Raw genomic sequence first — 16021 nt, 5'->3', positions numbered from 1 at the left:
GGCTAACTCTCCGGAGAGAGTAGATAGTGTCCGGATTGGATATATCCAGCCTTTTCTAGTTGAATCAACTCGCGATCGAAGACATTTGGCAGTCCTGCTTTATTGAGCCGATTTTTTGGGATCGGGTCGGATGCCAAGTAGACATCTCTTCGGTTGTCAATAATATTCTGCACCCATGTGTCGTTAATTTCCTCCCTCCAGAGTTTGTCGGGCATGTTGAGAACATCGTGCCCCTCCCAGTCGAGGGCAGCTTTAGTATCCGGTCGTCTTCCGATTACAGCAATGGGTCCGTTCTTGTCAGACGGTTCTCGCTGAGGAACATCAGGTGGGCAGTCACCGGGAGCAAGTCCCAGATGATCTGTGGCCGCCTGTGGATTGTGGACGTAAGTAGCGGGGTTGGGTGCGGGGGCGAGGCCGAGGGGGTCGGGGGTGAGGTAGCGGGCGGTTTCGGGGTCGTAGTGGCGGAAGTAGTTGTAGTGGAGGCCGGTTTCGGGGTCGTAGTACTGGCCTGGGAAGCGTAGGGGTGTGTAGGCGCTGCTGTTGGCCGACCAGGCGGTGGTGCCCCACAGGGTGCTGCGGGTGTGCCAGGCGATCTCGCCCTGTTCGTCGATGAGTTCATTTGGCGTGCCGATGAGGTCGGTGACGATGGCGAAGAAGCGGGAGTCGATTTCGGCCTGCGGGGCTTCGGCCGATGTGATGCGTTCGGTCTGGGTGATGGGGCGTAGGCCCTGGTGGTCCCAGGTGAGGGTGACCGGGTTCGGTAGGTCGGGGGACGTGGTGGTCTGTTCGCACAGGGTCGTGCCGTCCCAGGTGAAGTCCACTTGTTCAGCGACGGGTTCGCCGTCGGCGGCCAGGCGGAGTTTCGCCGTGCGGCGGCCCAGGGGGTCGTAGGTGTAGCGCCAGCGGGTGCCGTCCGGGGTTGTCACGGAGGTGAGGCGGTCCTCGGTGTCCCATTCGTAGCGCCAGGTGTCGGGTTTGCGGGACAGGCGGGTCTTCTGGCGCAGAGTGATGCGGCCGAGGGCGTCGTGTTCGTAGCGGACGCTGCCCGCATGGGTGATACGGGTGCCCACGTATACGCGTGTGCCTGTTGCCTCCCCGCCGGGATGGCTCGACGGCCAGGATGCCGAGGTCTGGTTGCCGGCGGAGTCGTAGGCGTACGTTTCCGTCCAGTTCGCGGCGTGCACGGCCGTCACCCGCCCCACCGCGTCCAGGTCGAAGCGGCGGGTGCCGGACAGAAGGTCGTCGATGCCGGTCAGGCTGCCGTCGGCGCGGTAGGTGTACGTGCGGTGCTGGACCGTGTGGTCACCCGCGCCCCTCACCGACTGGGTTGTCAGGCGGCCGAGTTCGTCGAAGTCGTGTTCAAGGGTGACCGTGTCTCCGATGTGGCGTGCGAGTTCGCGGCCGGCGACGTCGTAGGTGAAGTCGATGGCTCTGCCGGACGCCACCATCCCGGTGCGGCGGCCGGCCGCGTCGTACGACCATGTCGTCGTCGCGCCGGTCGGCGTCGTACGACCCGTTCGACGGCTCAGCTCGTCATACGTGTACGTCAGTTGGCGGCCGTCGACGGTCTCCGAGCGGACCCGTCCGAAGCGGTCTCGCAGCAGCGTCAGTGTGGTGCCGTCCGGGCCCGTCGCCTGGGCGAGTTGGTCGGTCATGTCGTACGCGTACGTGGTGACCTGGCCGGCGGCGTCCTTGCGTACGGCGCGGCCCAGTTCGTCGCGCTCGAAGGTCATCACCTCGCCGAGTGCGTTCGTGCGGGAGGCGAGACGGTCTGCCGCGTCGTAGGTGTAGGTGAGCGTGCGGTCGTCGAAGTCCGTTTCCCTGGCCAGGCGTCCGGCCGCGTCGTAGTCGTAGGTCCAGGTCAGGCCCTGTGGGTTGGTGACCTTCGTGAGCCGTAGTTCCAGGTCGTGGTCGAACTCGTAGCGGACGCCGTCTGGGCCTGTGCGGGCCGTCAGGAGGTCGAAGTGGGTGTACTCGAAGGCCGAGACGCCGCCCATCGGGTCCGTGTGGCTGGTGCAGTTGCCCTCGCCGTCGTACGTCCAGGTTTCGGTTGTGCCGTCCGGTGCCGTGCGGCGGGACAGGTGGCCCTCGGTCGTCCACTCCAGGCGGGTCACCGCGCCCGTCGGGTCCGTGATCGCGGTGGGGCGCCCGAATGCGTCGCGTTCGTAGCTGGTGACCGCGCCGAGGGGGTTCGTGATCTGGAGGGGCAGCCCCGCGCGGTCGCATACGACTGTTGTCGTGTGGCCCAGCGGGTCGGTCACCGAGGTCAGGTGGCCCGCCTCGTTGTAGGTGAACCCGGTGGTCTGACCGGAAGGGATGGTCACGGACGTGCGATTGCCGCGTTCGTCGTACGTCTGGCGGACGACCGTCCCGTCCGGGTTCACCACCTTGACCGGCAGGCCGAGTTCGTTGTACTCGGCCCTCGCCTCGCGCCCGTCGGGGCGAGTCAGCGCGAGGAGGTTGCCGGTCTCGTCGTAGCGGAACGTGGTCCGGTGGCCGAGCGGGTCGGTTCGGGACAGCAGGCGGTTGTAGCGGTCGCGTTCGAAGCGGGATTCCCCACCCAGCGGGTCGGCCTCGGTGACGACTTGGCAGGCGTCGTTGACGAAGTAGCGGCGAGTGTGGCCTTCGGCAGTGGTCGCGGTGGTGACGCGTAAGCCGGTGTCCGGGTCTCTCTCGCCGTAGGAGAGGTGCAGGGCCATGTGCCCGTGTGTGCCGCCCTCAGCGACGCAACGGTCTTGGTCGTCGTACTCGTACGTGTAGCCGCGGTCGTTCGTGTCCGTCCAGGAGGTGACGCGGCCGGCCTCGTCATACGAGAAACGCAGTGGAAGGCCCGAGGAGTTGACGACCTCGGTGAGATGACCGTCGGTGTAGCCGTAGCGCATCAGCACCTGGTCGGCAGCACCGAGGTGGAGGGCCGTGACCCTGCCCTCCGCTGTGGAGACGCGGACGTCGTAGCCGGCGCTGGAGACGATGCCGAGCGGGACGCCCTCGCTGTCGTACTCGAAGGTGATCCAGTTGCCGTTGCGGTCGTCGATCTGTTCCAGGACCGCGCGGTCGTCGCCGCGGTCGGCGAAGTGCCAGACGCGGCGGGTCTGGGGGTCGGTGACCGTGTAGCCGCCGTCCTCGCGGTCCAGCGGCCATCGCGGGCCGTGGCTCGGGAGAGTGGGGAGGCCGGGCGCCGGGTGCGGGTACGCGAGGAGCAGGCCGTCCTCGGTGACGAAGACGACTCCTTCGGCGTCGACTTCCAGGCGCTGGTCGAGCGTCGAGGTCCAGGAGGGGCCGAACCAGCGGCCGTGGTGGCAACCCGACTCCACACGGCGTTTGAAGACGAGAGGGAGAGCGCCCGGCAGCGTCACGTCCGTCTGCGGCAGGTACATCTTGCCGGTGGTGAGGTCCACCGGGTCCGTGGGGTCCTTCTTGACCTGTTCGCTGGGATGGGCGGTGTCGTGTTCTTCCGGGCGGGTTCTCGCGGTGTCCGTGGCGGGATTCTCGACGCCCCCCTTCCCGTCGTTGCGGGCTCCCCGTTCCGCCGCTTCTTCCAGTCCCTCCTTCACCATGGCCCGCAGCCCGCCCCTGCCCAGCCCCAACCCCTTGGTGCCCACCGCTTCCGGCAGCAACCGGCCAAGGCCCTCCGCCGGGTCCTTCCTGAACCCCTCCCACGCCGACGTCACCGCCCGCTCCGGATGCGCGGCCGAGGACACCAGCCCCGACAGCGTCATGCTGACGTTCTGAGCGAAGGCGGCCGGGTGAGTGACGTTGTAGGGGTCGGTCGGATTCAGGCCGCGGGCGAAGTTGACCAGGCCCGCAGTGCCCTTGGCCACGCCGCCCACGACGTGGGTGAGTTCGGTCCCGACAGCGCCGAGGCCGTCGTCCCAGTTGGACTTCAGCCGCTTGAGAGGGGGCGGCTCGGCGGGAGCGTGGGCCAGAGCGGCACGGACCGACACGGCCGCCGTGCCCGCGGCGGCGTCGCGCTGGCGGCGCGCCTCGTCGAGGATCTCCTGGGCGCGTTTGACGGCAGCTTTGTCGTCGGCGGCCTTGCCCGCTCTGTAGAGGTTGATGGCATCCAGGGCCTGGCCCTGCGCCCACTCGACGGTGTCCGCGTAGGCCGACAGGGCAGTGGCCGCCCGGTCGCAGGCGTCCGCCGCGTGCAGCCACTTGGTGGGGTGCATGGCGAACTTCTCGCGGAAGGTCTCGGCAGCCGCGCCCTTCCAGCTCGAGGAGTCCAGCTTCCGCATGCCCTGACCCACCGTGTCGAACGCGGTGCGGAAGTCCCTCAGATGGCCGGCCGCCTTCCGGATACCGACCGAGTCACCATGGACCAACAGGACGGGCTGCCCGGTCTGGCCGAGCTGCTGCTCACCCGGGGTCGCACCGAGGTCGGAGGCGACGGCGTCGCCCACGACGTCCACGGCGTCGGCCCAGTCATGGGCGCCGATGCCGTCCAGGCCCCCGCTTACCGCGTTCGCGCCCCGGTCGACACCCTCGCCGACGAGCTTCTTACCCGCATCGAGACCGTCCTCCAGCTTGCCGAGGCCGGAATCGACGAAGTCACCAAACCCCATCAGCCGGCGTGCCCGCCCTGCCCAGAACCCTCTTCGGCTGCCTGTCCCCGCTCTTCAGCAGACGGCCCGAACGACTCGTCGAGCCCCTGCTCGTACTCGCCGTCACCCACCCCTGCCACACCGCGCAGGTTCTCCGGCGTCAGCCCCGGAACCGGACCGAGCGTCTGCGAGGTCATCACGTCCCGGCCGGCGTCCTTCCAGCCCTGCCCGCTGTTCTCCCGCGCCTGCTCGAAGGACTCCGCACTGAAGTCCGGGTTCGCGTACGGATGGTTGTGCCGCAGCTCTCCCCAGCTCATCCGCGCGATCTCGTCCTCACCGGCGTACGGGTTGCCCGCCGCCGAGTTGACGACGATCTTCATCGCGCCCTCGACGTACTGGTCCGTCTCGTAGTAGGTACCGGCTGAAAGCTGCACGCCCTCCGCGAAGTTGTTCCCCTCGGCAACCAGCGCGCGCACGCCCCACTCCCACCGCTCACAGAACGACGTGTAGGCCGACGTCAGGTCGCCATGCCCCAACTTCAGCCCCGACAACTGCAGTTCCGAGAATCCGCGCCCGACTCCGGCGAGGCTGTCGATGCCCAGCTCCCTGAGCTCCTCCAAGGTCAGCGTGATGCCCTTGGCGATCTCACCGAGCCCTGCAGCCCGCAGATCCCCGCCGCCGCCCCCGCCCGCGTCCTTACTCACCGGGACTCCCCCTCACTCACCTGCGCATCCACCGCCACCGCATCCGGCACCACCCCCACAACCGGCGGAAACAACACGCCGTCACGCTCGCTCCCCACATCCAGGGCCACCCCACACGGGACACCCGCCGCCGGGATCGCGGCATCCAACAGGCGGGCTCCCAGGACACGGCGGTACGCCCACTCCCGCCCGCCTTCACCCCTTGCGACGGCGAAGCGAGCCAACGCCGACTCGTCGGAGAAGGCGTAGATCCAACGGATTCCGCCCTGGTCTGCGGTCAGTGGAATCTCGTCCTCGGTGACCGGTACGAGCACGGCGGAACGACGAAACTCACCGAGCAGCGCCGCGAACTCACCTCGCCTGTGCGCCACTTCATCAGCCTCTGATGGAGTGAGACCGCCGCTGATGGACGGCCCGGCGGGGACGTGAGGGGGCGGCGGCTGGTCCACCGGAGAAGGGTCTGCCAGTGGGCGACTCTCGCCTCCTGCGTCCGGAGCCGTCATCTCGGCGTAGTCGGACAGGCGGGACCTGGGTACCTGCCCCGCCGTCGATTCGCTTCCCCCGGGATCCGCCACGGCGGGATCTTCACATCGGGATCTTGTGGGTCGCAACGCGGACACGCGGTGCCGCGTTCAGGATGGCCGGTTGTCGACCAGTGGGTACGGGGGTGTTGGCTGGACGCAGGTGTCGGGAGGGGCAGTTCGGCGTGTCGGTAAGGTGCCAGCGGCCGATTGATCGTCGACGGAGACTTCGTGAACACACCGCCGCCCACACCCCCTTACCAACAGCAGCCTCCGTGGCCGTATCAACAGCAACCTCCAGGCCCGCACCCGGCGTACACGCACTCGACGCCGCCGCACTCCCAGGCGTACGCCGGGCCGGCGCCTGCGGGAGCCGTGGCCGGTGGGCCCGGGCCCGGGTTCGGGCCCGCGTGCGAGGTGTGCGGAGCCGCACCCGCCGCGACCGTCACCATCCGTGGGCATCAGGGCATGATCGTGATCATGCGCACCCTGCGTCGGCGGGGAGCGTTCTGTCGTCCCTGCGGTACGGCCCTCTTCCGCGAGATGCAGGCGGACACCATGCTGCAGGGCTGGTGGGGCCTGCTGTCGGTGTTCATCACGCCCTTCGTCCTGCTGGTGAACCTCAGCGCGCGATCCGCCCTGCGCGGCCTGCCCGAGCCCACCACCTGGGGCTGGCGGCCGCCCCTCGACCCCGGTAAGCCGGTGATGCGACGACCGGCCGGTCTCGTCGCCGCGGTGCCGCTGGCCGCGGTGGCATGTGCGCTGCTGGCGATACCGGTGCTGCTCGTCATCGGGTTGTTCGTCGGAGACGAGGCGCCGCAGAAGCTCACGGTCGGGTCGTGTGCGCGCAACGACGGTTCGTGGAGCGCGCAGGATCTGCGGCAGGAGCCCTGCGGTTCGCCCGACGCGGAGTTCGAGGTGACGGAACCGGGGGCGGAAGGGTGCGCGACGGGGGACTACCTCGCAGACCTGGAGTACAGCGCGGACGGTGCGACGACGCTGTGTCTGCATCCTGTGGGGCGGTGAGCGAGTCCGGCTTCCGGCCCACGCACAGAAGCCCGAACTCGCACGGAGCGTAGACGTGAACACCCCCACCCACGTCACCGTGGGCAGGGGCTGTTCGTCACGTATTTCCAGTGCGAGGCGCCCCTTCTACGGCAACCCGTGCACATGCGGCCCAACAGCGTTGGACCAGGCGTTCCCCGCAGCCGCATCCCAGTTCGTCGACCACGTCATCGCCCCTCGCAGCTCCGGATACGTCCGAGCCGGCTTGAAGGACCCGCACCCCGTGCCCTTCGTCAGGCAGTCCAGCGCGTTGTTCACCACCGAGGGCGACACGTAGCCGCTGCCCGCCCCGCTCGGCGAAGCGGGGAGGCCCAGGCCCACCTGGGACGGGGACAGGCCGCCCTCCAGTTGGATGCAGGCCAGGGCGGTCAGGAAGTCGACCGAGCCCTGGCTGTACACCTTGCCGTCGCAGCCCAGCATGGAACCGCTGTTGTAGTACTGCATGTTGACGACCGTGAGGATGTCCTTCACGTTCAGGGCGGTCCGGAAGTAGGAGTTCGAGGTCGACTGCATGTCGATGGTCTGCGGAGCCATCGTGAGGACCATCGAGGGGCCCGCCTTCGCCGACAGGGACCGCAGCGCCTGCGTCATGTACGTCGCGTTGAGTCCGTTCTCCAGGTCGATGTCGACGCCGTCGAAGCCGTACGTCTGCATCAGCCCGTACACCGAGTTCGCGAAGTTCGTCGCCGAGGCGGAGTCGTTGACCGACACGGTCCCCTTCTCGCCGCCGATCGAGATGATGACCTTCTTCCCGGCGGCCTGCTTGGCCTTCACGTCCGCCTTGAACTGGTCGACCGTGTAGCCGCCCAGGCCCGCGGAGTCCAGGTTGAAGGTCACCGCGCCGGGAGTGGCCGTCGCGTCGGCGAAGGCCACGGCGATGATGTCGTACTGGGACTGGACAGCCGCGAGCTTCTGGACCGTCGCTCCGTTGTCGAAGTTCTGCCAGTACCCGGTCACCGCGTGCTTCGGGACGGAACCCCCGCCTCCGCCCGTCGCGGACGTCGTCCCCGTCACGGCCGTCGACCTCACGGACTCGCCCGCCGCGTTCGTCGCCGTGACCTGGAAGGAGTACGAGGTGGAGGCCGCCAGCCCCGTCACCGTCGCCGATGTTCCCGTCACCGCCGTGACCTTCGTGCCGTCGCGGTAGATGTTGTAGCCCGTCGCGCCCGAGACGGGGCTCCATGCGAGTGACACCGACGACGTGGAAGTGCCGGTCACCGACACCCCGGCGGGCACACCCGGGACCACCGGATCCGGGTCGCCGCCCCCGCCCCCGTCGGGACCGAACACCGACACGTCGTCCGCGAAGTACGCCGCCTGCCCGTACCACCCGTGCGTGTACACCGTCACCGAGGTGGTCGACGCACCCGTCGTGAAGGACGTCGTCAGCTGCTTCCAGGACGAGGAGTCCGGCGTCCAGGTCGACACGTCCGTCGTGCCCGTGCCCGTCGCGCCCAGATACGCGTACCCGCCCCGCACCCAAGCGCTCAGCGTGTACGTCGAGTTCGGCTTCACGGCGACCGCCTGGGTGCACCGTGCGTTGTCCTGCCCGGCCGGCGTCGCCTTCAGCGCGGCCGAGCCGCCGTGGACCGGGGAGGAGACGGTCGTACCGCTGCTCGCGGAACAGGTCCAGTGGGTGAGTGCCGACTCGAAGCCGGCGTTCCTCGCGTTGTTGACGTCCGCGGCGGATGCTGGGGACGCAGCCGTCATCCCCAGGGCGAGCGCGGCGGCGAGGGCGCCCGGCAGCAACAGCCGGGAACGGGATCGGGATCGGGAACGTCTGGGTATGCCTGGTGCGCGGTCCACTGGGGCCTCCGGTGGGGGAGAGGGACGACGAGGACGACGGTGGCCACCGCTGCACGTACAAGTTGGTCCAGACCAATACGCCTGTCAAGGGGGTGAGTCCAAGGCGGTCCCAACTCGCCCGCGTGGTGGATGATCTCGTGGCACATGCACCCCATCTGGACTGAAATAGCCCCCTTTTGCACTCCCTAGGGCAGCAGGAAGTCACAGAAACGCTGTTCTCCGGTCACAGGGGCGTGGATACAGTGCTCAGGAAGTCACGCAGTGAAGTCGACTGGGTGCGCCGGGGTAGGGCCGGGCGGGCCGTCGGGCATGGGAATCGGGGAGCTGCTGTGCCAACTGCCATCGCCGTGACCAGTGCCGACATGGCGCTGCCGTCGCAGGACGAACGGACCATGCCCGCCGTGGTTCTGCCGGACCTCGACCGTGAGCCGCTCGACCGGTCGCTCGCCGCCCTGCAGGCGCTGACCGACCAGCACGGACACGTGATCGTCGTGTGCTCGCAGGGCGTCGCGCAGGCCACCCGGCGGCGACTGCACACTGTACGGTCCCTGCTGGAGAGCGACAGGATCGCCCTGTTCTCTCCCGACCTGCCCCCGCTCGGGCTGGCGGTCCTGGCCCGCCAGCTGAGACAGCTCGCCTCCTGCGACCTCAGCCCGGGAGTGCTCGCCTCGGCCGGCCGGCTGCTCACCCACTACGTCCACGCCGGAGCCCTCCTCGGCTCGGTGGCCAAGCTCGACCGCGTCCCCGTGAACCTGAAGTCGCACGCCAAGTCCTGGGTGCCGGGCAGCCAGTTCGGCGTGCTCGCGCACCCGCAGCCGCAGCTGGTGCGGATCGGGCCCGGTGCCACCCTCGAAGGCCCGGAGTTCGCGACCTCCCTGCTGGTCGCCCGAGGGCAGCTCCAGAGCGACTGGGTCACCGGCACGCTGGCCAAGGCGTGGAGCGTGCGGGGTCTGCGTGAGTGTCCACTGCCCGCCGAGTCGGCGCGGTGGTGGGGGACCGGCAGGCTGATCGAGTTCTGCACCTTCCTGCCCGACCTCTCGGTGCTCTACCAACTGGTCACCTCGGTGCGGCAGAACAGGTGTCACTGGTGCGGCATCGACGTGATCGGCGACCGCTGCGTCTTCTGCTCCGCCACCGCGCCGTCCGTGTCATCCGTCCACGAGAACCAACTGCCCGCCGGATGAGCCCGCGAGGGGTGCTCCCTCCCGGCGACCGCGCCGGACCGAACCCCGACCGGGCCGTCCGCTCCCACCGACTCCGCTCGACCGAACCCCCAATGAGGTTGCACGGTTCATGAACTCCCGTCAGCGCCGCGGCGTGATACTCCTGCTCCTGTCGGTCCTGTGCGCCCTCGGCGCGTTCGCCGGCGTGCTGTCCGTCATCAACGACGTGAAGTCCAAGGTCGGCCCCGAGGTCGCGGCGTACCGGGTGAAGTCGGACGTGGCGCCCTACACCAGCCTCGGCGCAGCCCAGTTCGAGAAGATCGAGATGCCGGAGCGGTGGCTGTCGGACAACGCCGTCACCGACCTCAAGGACATCCGCGGCAAGATCGCCGTGACCACCCTCCGGCAGGGCTCCCTCCTGCAGAGCGACATGATCGTCGACCAGCCCGCCCTGCGGCCGGGGCAGCAGGAGGTCGCCATCATGATCGACGCGGCGACCGGCGTCGCGGGAAAGATCACGCCGGGCGCGACGGTCAACGTCTACGCCACCTTCGAGGGCCAGCGGGAGGGCGACCCCGCCCAGTCCAAGATCATCGTGACCAACGCCCGGGTCCTCGACGTCGGCAAGCTGACCGCCCTCAGGCCCGACGAGGACGACAACACCCGGCAGGACACCGAAGCCGTCCCGATCACCTTCGCGCTCTCCACCGTCGACGCCCAGCGCGTCACGTACGCGGAGTCGTTCGCCGAGGAGGTCCGTCTCGCCCTGGTGGCGCCCGGCACCGACACCACCGTCCCGGAGCAGGACCGCACCTACGAACTCGCCAAGGACAAGTGAGAGGCCGCCATGCCCACGAGGATCCTCCCGGCTGTCGGCGACGCGGACGCGGCCCGGTCCATCACCACCCTCCTCAGCCAGCTCCCCGACGCCGAGCCGGTGCCCCCGGTGGTGGACTCCACGCAGCTCATCGACACCCTCGCCCGCCTCGCCGCCGAGTCGATCGACGAACTGCCCGAGGTCGTGGTGGTGCACGAGCGGATCGGCCCTGTACCGGCCCTGGAGCTCATCCGGGAAGTCGCGCTCCGCTTCCCGGCCGTGGGCGTCATCCTCGTCACCTCCGACGCCAGCCCCGGCCTCTTCCAGGCCGCCATGGACTACGGCGCCCGCGGCCTGGTCGCCCTCCCGCTCGGGTACGAGGAGCTGGCGGTCCGCGTCCAGGCGGTCGCCCAGTGGTCGGTGGGCGTACGGCGTCACCTCGGCGCCGGCGGCGACGTGTTCACCGGCGTCGGCGGGACCGTCGTCACCGTCAGCGGTGCCAAGGGCGGCGTGGGCGCCACCCTCACGTCCATCCAGCTCGCCCTCGCCGCCCAGGCCTCCGGCCGCAGCACCGCGCTGCTCGACCTGGACCTCCAGGCCGGGGACATCGCCTCGTTCCTGGACGTCCAGTTCCGCCGCTCGGTCGTCGACCTGGCCGCCATCACCGACATCTCGCCCCGGGTCCTGGCCGACGCCGTCTTCCCCCACGACACCGGCGTCGCCCTGCTGCTCGCCCCCGGCGAGGGCGAACGCGGCGAGGAGGTCACCGACCGCGCCGCCCGCCAGATCGTCAGCGCCCTGCGCTCCCGCTACGAGGTGGTCGTCGTCGACTGCGGCGCCCAGATCGGCGGCGCCGGCGCGGCCGCCGTGGAGATGGCCGACACCGCGTTGCTGGTCACCACGCCGGACGTGGTCGCCGTCCGGGGTGCCAAGCGGACCGTACGCATGTGGGACCGGCTGCAGATCCGCAAGGCCGAGGAGACCACGGTCGTCGTCAACCGCCACAGCCGCGGTACGGAGATCCAGCCCCCGCTCATCCAGAAGATCACCGGCACCGCCGTCGCCGGCACCGTGATCCCCGCCAACTTCAAGGAACTCCAGGGCGCGGTGGACGCCGGCCGCGTCCACGACCTCGACGGCCGCAGCACGGTGCGACAGGCACTGTGGGGCCTGGCCGCCGAACTGGGGCTGCTCAAGGGGTCCGAGGGACCCGGCCACCGCGCCGGAAAACTCAAGGGCGGCGACCGGTCGGCGATCGGGTTCCGCCGCCGACGAGAGCTCGGGAGGTAGCAATGCGCCTGCCTGGGCGGAGGGACGACGGACAGGTCACCATCGAGTTCCTCGGCATGACCCCGCTGATCATCCTGACGCTGGTGCTGATGTGGCAGTGCGTGCTGCTGGGATACACGTACACGCTCGCGGGGAATGCTGCGGACGAGGCGGTACGGGCGGGGACGGCGGTGCCCCCGGGCCAGCGGCAGGGGGCGTGTCAGCAGGCGGGCCTGGACAAGCTACCGGACGCGTGGAGCGGTGAGGTGGAGTGCGGGACCGAGGGCGGCTACGTCAAAGCCACCGTCACGCTCCACGTTCCCGTCCTCTTCCCGGGCTCGATCGGCTTCCCCTTCGACGTGAAGGGCCACGCCGGTGCCGTGGAGGAGGTGAAGGACTGAGATGGCGTACGACGGTAAAGGACGCGACGGCCGTGACCGCCGCGACGGCCATGACGGCCGTGACCGCCGCGACGGCCGTGACCGCCGCGACGGCCATGACGGCCGTGACCGCCGCGACGGCCATGACGGCCGTGAATGCCGTGACGGCCGTGACCACCGCGGCCGCCGAGATCGCCGTGACCGCGGACAAGTAGCCCTCGAATACCTCGGGTTCATCCCTGTCCTGATCCTCGTCGCGATGGCGGGCATCCAGATCGGGCTGATCGCGTACACCGCCCAACAGGCCGGTACGGCGGCCCGGTCGGGGGCGCGGGCCGCCTCGCTCCAGGAGAGCGCGCAGGACGGCTGCGTCAACGCGATCAGCGACTGGCTGTCCGTCGGGTGTTCCGCGGCCGAGGGCGCCGAAGAGGTCACCGTCACCGCCACCGTCGACATCCCGTCCATCGTCCCCGGCTGGGACTTCGGCACCGCCCAGAAGACCGCCACCATGCCGCTAGACCACTGAGGAAGCACCCATGAGCCTGCGGTCACGCATCAACACCCCCGAGGAGAACGGCAGCCGGGGCGAGGACGGCCACCTGGTCTCCTCCTACCGGGCCAAGCTGCTGGAGGAGATCGACCTCGCGGAGATGAGTTCGCTGGCGGCGGCCGAGCGCCGGGCACGGCTCGAGCGGGTGCTCGGGCACATCATCAGCCGCGAGGGACCGGTCCTGTCGACGGTGGAGCGCTCCCAGCTGATCCGCAGGGTGGTCGACGAGGCGCTCGGCCTGGGCATCCTGGAACCACTCCTCGAGGACGCCTCGATCACGGAGATCATGGTGAACGGCCCGGACGCGATCTTCGTCGAACGGGGCGGCCGGGTCGAGCAGTTGCCGTTGCGCTTCCCCTCCCACGACCAGCTGATGCAGACCATCGAGCGGATCGTCTCGACGGTCAACCGGCGGGTGGACGAGTCCAACCCGATGGTGGACGCCCGGCTGCCCTCCGGCGAGCGCGTGAACGTGATCATCCCGCCGCTCTCCCTCACCGGCGCCACCCTCACCATCCGCCGCTTCCCGCGCTCCTTCACACTCCAGGAACTGGCCGGCTTCGGCTCGTTGGACGAGCACATGCTGTACCTGCTGGCCGGGCTGGTGCAGGCACGCTTCAACATCATCGTGTCGGGCGCAACGGGCACCGGGAAGACGACCCTCCTGAACGCGCTGTCGGGTCTGATCCCCGAGGGCGACCGCATCATCACCATCGAGGACTCGGCCGAACTCCAGCTCCAGCAGCGGCACGTGGTGCGGCTGGAGTCGCGTCCGCCGAACGTGGAGGGCCAGGGCCGGGTCACCATCCGCGACCTGGTCCGCAACTCGCTGCGGATGCGCCCCGACCGCATCGTGGTCGGTGAGGTCCGCGGCGGCGAGTCCCTCGACATGCTCCAGGCGATGTCCACCGGCCACGACGGCTCCCTCGCCACCGTGCACGCCAACAGCGCGGAGGACGCGCTGATGCGACTCAAGACCCTGGCGTCGATGTCCGAGGTCGAGATCCCCTTCGAGGCGCTGCACGACCAGATCAACAGCGCGATCGACGTGATCATCCAGCTGACCCGGTTCGCCGACGGCGCCCGCCGCATCACCGAGATCGCCCTGCTCGACAGCCACGGCAGCGAGCCGTACCGGATCGCCACGGTCGCCCGCTTCAACGCCCAGCCGATGGCGCCCGACGGCCGGATCTACGGCCGCTTCGAGTACCACCCGCTGCCGCGCCGCGCCGTCGACCGCCTCTACATGGCGAGCCAGCCCACGCCCCAGGCCTTCGGCGTGGCCCAGTCCGCAGACCAGCTAGCCATCCGAGAAGCCAGGTAGGACCACCCCCATGGATCTCCAGACCCTCGTCACGCTCACCACCGGTGTCGCGCTGCTGACCTGTGTCCTGGCCGTCGTCGGCGTCCACACCTACGCCAAGGGCAGGGCGCAGCGCGCCGCACTCGTCGAGCGTCTCTCCGCCGCCGGCCAGATACCGTTCACCGGCCGCCGACGCCGCTTCCGCCACCTGGACCGCCGGCTGCGCGGCACCAGCCTCGGCCGCAAACTCGAACTCCGCCTGGCGGCGACCGGCCTGGACATTACCCCCGGCGAGTTCTTCGCCGCGATGCTCGCCACGGTCGCCGGCCTGTGGCTGGTCGGCCAGGCCACCCTGGCCCCCTTCTTCGGCCCGATCGCCGGCCTGCTGGGGATCTGGGCGGCCGTGCAGTTCCTCAACTGGCAGCGGCAGAAACGCATCGAGAGGTTCATCAACCAACTCCCCGAACTCGCGCGCATCCTGGCCAACGCGACCCACGCCGGCCTCGCCCTGCGCACCGCGGTCGGGATGGCGGCGGAGGAGCTGGAGGCACCGGCGGGCGAGGAACTCGCCAAGGTCGCCAACCAGTTGGCGGTCGGCGCGACGATGGACGACGCGCTGGGCGAGATGGCGGAGCGGCTGCCCTCGCGTGAGCTGGTAGTCCTGGTGACGACCCTGGTCCTCTCCAACCGGGCCGGAGGTCAGGTCGTCAGCGCCCTGCGGAACCTGACGGAGACGCTGGAGGAGCGCAAGGAGACCCGGCGCGAGGTCCGCACCCAGCTCTCCCAGGTGAGCATGACGTCGTACGCGGTCCCGGTCCTGGGCGTCGGCTCCCTGTTCCTGATGAACGGCGTGAAGGACGGCGCGCTGGACCGCATGACGGGCTCACCGGTCGGCCAGGCGGCGGTGATCATCGCGTTCGGCCTGTACGCGGTGGGCTTCGTCCTCATCCGCCGCCTGTCCCGCATCGACGTCTGAGCGGCTGAGGAGGACGGACGGATGGCACTCTTGCTCGCGCTGCTGATGGGCCTCGCCGTGTGGGGCGTCTTCGCCGGCATCCGCATGTACCGGGCCGACGCGAAGCTGCCCGGTGACCTGGTGCTGGCCCTGGAGGTCGGCGCCACCCGCACCGGCGCGGTGGACTCGCTGATCGACCGCATGGGCATGCGCTACGCCCCCGCGGTCCTGCGGCTGATGGGCCCCAAGCAGGTCGCCAGGTACCGCCGCAAGATCGACCTCGCGGGCAACCCCGGCGGCCTGACCATCGACCGCTACGCGGCCCGCAGGGCGGTCTACGGCTTCCTCGGCGGCCTGGGCTTCCTGGTGTTCCTGCTCCGCGGCGACCTGCTGGTGGCCCTGTTGCTGCTGGCCTTCGGCGCGTTCTGGACGGAGGTCGGCATCTGGTCGGCGATCCGGATCCGCAAGGACGTCATCGAGCGGACCCTGCCGGACTTCCTCGACGTGCTGGCCGTGGTGGTGAGCGCGGGACTGGGCTTCCGTCAGGCACTCGATCGGGTGGCGTCGAAGTACGAGGGTCCCTGGGCCGACGAACTGCGCATCACCCTGCGCCAGATGGACCTCGGCATGAGCCGCCGCCAGGCCTTCGCGGAACTGCGCCGGAGGAACGACTCCGAGCAGGTGGCCATGTTCGTGACGGCGTTGCAGCAGGGCGAGGAACTCGGCGCACCCATCGTCGACACCCTCGTCGCCCTCGCCAAGGACATGCGCCGCACCGACGCCCAGAACGCCCGCCGCAAGGCCGCCCGCGCCGTCCCCAAGGCCACGATGATGATCACGACGTTCATGGTCCCGGCCACGATGATCCTGCTCGGCGCGGGACTGCTGCTGGGCTCGGGGACGGACTTCGGCTCCATCACGGGGGAGTAGGGGGGCGGGTGATGGTC

The 16021-nt window shown here is 69.6% G+C and carries 14 protein-coding genes; 10 read left to right on the top strand and 4 right to left on the bottom strand.

The annotated features are described in order from the left end of the window. Positions 1 to 2 precede the first annotated feature (2 nt). Genes AQJ84_RS34300 through AQJ84_RS34290 form a run of 3 tightly spaced genes read right to left on the bottom strand, consistent with a single transcriptional unit; the run spans position 3 to position 5748 of the window. Positions 3 to 4562 carry a putative T7SS-secreted protein gene (locus AQJ84_RS34300; RefSeq protein WP_079022705.1) on the bottom strand — a complete coding sequence of 1520 codons (4560 nt, stop codon included), beginning with the start codon at positions 4560 to 4562 and terminating at the stop codon, positions 3 to 5. Next, positions 4562 to 5245 (bottom strand): hypothetical protein, encoded by a 684-nt coding sequence (locus AQJ84_RS34295; RefSeq protein WP_030041898.1) that lies wholly within the window; start codon positions 5243 to 5245, stop codon positions 4562 to 4564. The genes AQJ84_RS34300 and AQJ84_RS34295 overlap by 1 nt, the downstream gene beginning before the upstream one ends. Beyond that, complete coding sequence (locus AQJ84_RS34290; RefSeq protein WP_225877308.1) at positions 5242 to 5748, bottom strand: hypothetical protein; 507 nt, start codon at positions 5746 to 5748, stop codon at positions 5242 to 5244. The genes AQJ84_RS34295 and AQJ84_RS34290 overlap by 4 nt, the downstream gene beginning before the upstream one ends. 498 nt (positions 5749 to 6246) lie before the next feature. On the opposite strand from AQJ84_RS34290, the gene AQJ84_RS34285 reads away from it, so the two are divergent. After that, complete coding sequence (locus tag AQJ84_RS34285) at positions 6247 to 6792, top strand: LppU/SCO3897 family protein (RefSeq protein ID WP_225877306.1); 546 nt, start codon at positions 6247 to 6249, stop codon at positions 6790 to 6792. 126 nt (positions 6793 to 6918) lie between these two features. Here the strand turns inward: AQJ84_RS34285 and AQJ84_RS34280 are convergent, their stop codons facing one another. Next, positions 6919 to 8637 (bottom strand): chitinase, encoded by a 1719-nt coding sequence (locus AQJ84_RS34280; protein WP_030041901.1) that lies wholly within the window; start codon positions 8635 to 8637, stop codon positions 6919 to 6921. Positions 8638 to 8999: 362 nt separating this feature from the next. Here AQJ84_RS34280 and AQJ84_RS34275 point away from each other — a divergent pair, with 362 nt between their 5' ends. The 9 genes from AQJ84_RS34275 to AQJ84_RS34240 all read left to right on the top strand — a co-directional run bounded on the left by AQJ84_RS34275 (position 9000) and on the right by AQJ84_RS34240 (position 16004). Continuing rightward, on the top strand, positions 9000 to 9821 hold the full coding sequence (locus AQJ84_RS34275; protein WP_225877309.1) for a hypothetical protein: 822 nt from the start codon (positions 9000 to 9002) through the stop codon (positions 9819 to 9821). Positions 9822 to 9930: 109 nt separating this feature from the next. Next, entirely contained in the window at positions 9931 to 10638 is a 708-nt protein-coding gene (gene cpaB / locus AQJ84_RS34270; RefSeq protein WP_030041903.1) for a Flp pilus assembly protein CpaB, read from the top strand. 9 nt (positions 10639 to 10647) lie between these two features. Next, positions 10648 to 11907, top strand: coding sequence for an AAA family ATPase (locus AQJ84_RS34265; protein ID WP_030041904.1), 1260 nt, complete (start codon positions 10648 to 10650; stop codon positions 11905 to 11907). 2 nt (positions 11908 to 11909) lie between these two features. Continuing rightward, positions 11910 to 12287, top strand: coding sequence for a TadE/TadG family type IV pilus assembly protein (locus AQJ84_RS34260; RefSeq protein ID WP_030041905.1), 378 nt, complete (start codon positions 11910 to 11912; stop codon positions 12285 to 12287). A 32-nt stretch (positions 12288 to 12319) separates the two neighbouring features. Beyond that, positions 12320 to 12481, top strand: coding sequence for a hypothetical protein (locus AQJ84_RS44505; protein WP_225889231.1), 162 nt, complete (start codon positions 12320 to 12322; stop codon positions 12479 to 12481). Between the two features lie 20 nt (positions 12482 to 12501). Continuing rightward, on the top strand, positions 12502 to 12792 hold the full coding sequence (locus AQJ84_RS44500) for a TadE/TadG family type IV pilus assembly protein (protein ID WP_225877310.1): 291 nt from the start codon (positions 12502 to 12504) through the stop codon (positions 12790 to 12792). A 10-nt stretch (positions 12793 to 12802) separates the two neighbouring features. Further along, complete coding sequence (locus AQJ84_RS34250) at positions 12803 to 14140, top strand: CpaF family protein (RefSeq protein ID WP_053192138.1); 1338 nt, start codon at positions 12803 to 12805, stop codon at positions 14138 to 14140. Between the two features lie 10 nt (positions 14141 to 14150). Continuing rightward, positions 14151 to 15095 carry a type II secretion system F family protein gene (locus tag AQJ84_RS34245; RefSeq protein ID WP_030041907.1) on the top strand — a complete coding sequence of 315 codons (945 nt, stop codon included), beginning with the start codon at positions 14151 to 14153 and terminating at the stop codon, positions 15093 to 15095. Between the two features lie 21 nt (positions 15096 to 15116). Next, entirely contained in the window at positions 15117 to 16004 is an 888-nt protein-coding gene (locus AQJ84_RS34240; protein ID WP_030041908.1) for a DUF5936 domain-containing protein, read from the top strand. The last annotated feature ends 17 nt before the right edge of the window (positions 16005 to 16021 follow it).

The organism is Streptomyces resistomycificus (genome assembly GCF_001514265.1).
GTDB classification, from domain to species: Bacteria; Actinomycetota; Actinomycetes; order Streptomycetales; family Streptomycetaceae; genus Streptomyces; species Streptomyces resistomycificus.
Note: the sequence above shows the minus strand (reverse complement) of the source record. Positions and strands in the feature narration are given on the sequence as shown.

What these genes read in the sequence shown, in the direction of transcription:
- AQJ84_RS34260 (WP_030041905.1), top strand. Translation starts at nt 11,910, where the DNA reads ATGCGCCTGCCTGGGCGGAGGGACGACGGACAGGTCACCATCGAGTTC.
- AQJ84_RS34265 (WP_030041904.1), top strand. Translation starts at nt 10,648, where the DNA reads ATGCCCACGAGGATCCTCCCGGCTGTCGGCGACGCGGACGCGGCCCGG.
- AQJ84_RS34300 (WP_079022705.1), bottom strand. Translation starts at nt 4,562, where the DNA reads ATGGGGTTTGGTGACTTCGTCGATTCCGGCCTCGGCAAGCTGGAGGAC.
- AQJ84_RS34275 (WP_225877309.1), top strand. Translation starts at nt 9,000, where the DNA reads ATGGCGCTGCCGTCGCAGGACGAACGGACCATGCCCGCCGTGGTTCTG.
- AQJ84_RS34290 (WP_225877308.1), bottom strand. Translation starts at nt 5,748, where the DNA reads ATGACGGCTCCGGACGCAGGAGGCGAGAGTCGCCCACTGGCAGACCCT.
- AQJ84_RS34245 (WP_030041907.1), top strand. Translation starts at nt 14,151, where the DNA reads ATGGATCTCCAGACCCTCGTCACGCTCACCACCGGTGTCGCGCTGCTG.
- AQJ84_RS34285 (WP_225877306.1), top strand. Translation starts at nt 6,247, where the DNA reads ATGCGCACCCTGCGTCGGCGGGGAGCGTTCTGTCGTCCCTGCGGTACG.
- AQJ84_RS34250 (WP_053192138.1), top strand. Translation starts at nt 12,803, where the DNA reads ATGAGCCTGCGGTCACGCATCAACACCCCCGAGGAGAACGGCAGCCGG.
- AQJ84_RS34240 (WP_030041908.1), top strand. Translation starts at nt 15,117, where the DNA reads ATGGCACTCTTGCTCGCGCTGCTGATGGGCCTCGCCGTGTGGGGCGTC.
- cpaB (WP_030041903.1), top strand. Translation starts at nt 9,931, where the DNA reads ATGAACTCCCGTCAGCGCCGCGGCGTGATACTCCTGCTCCTGTCGGTC.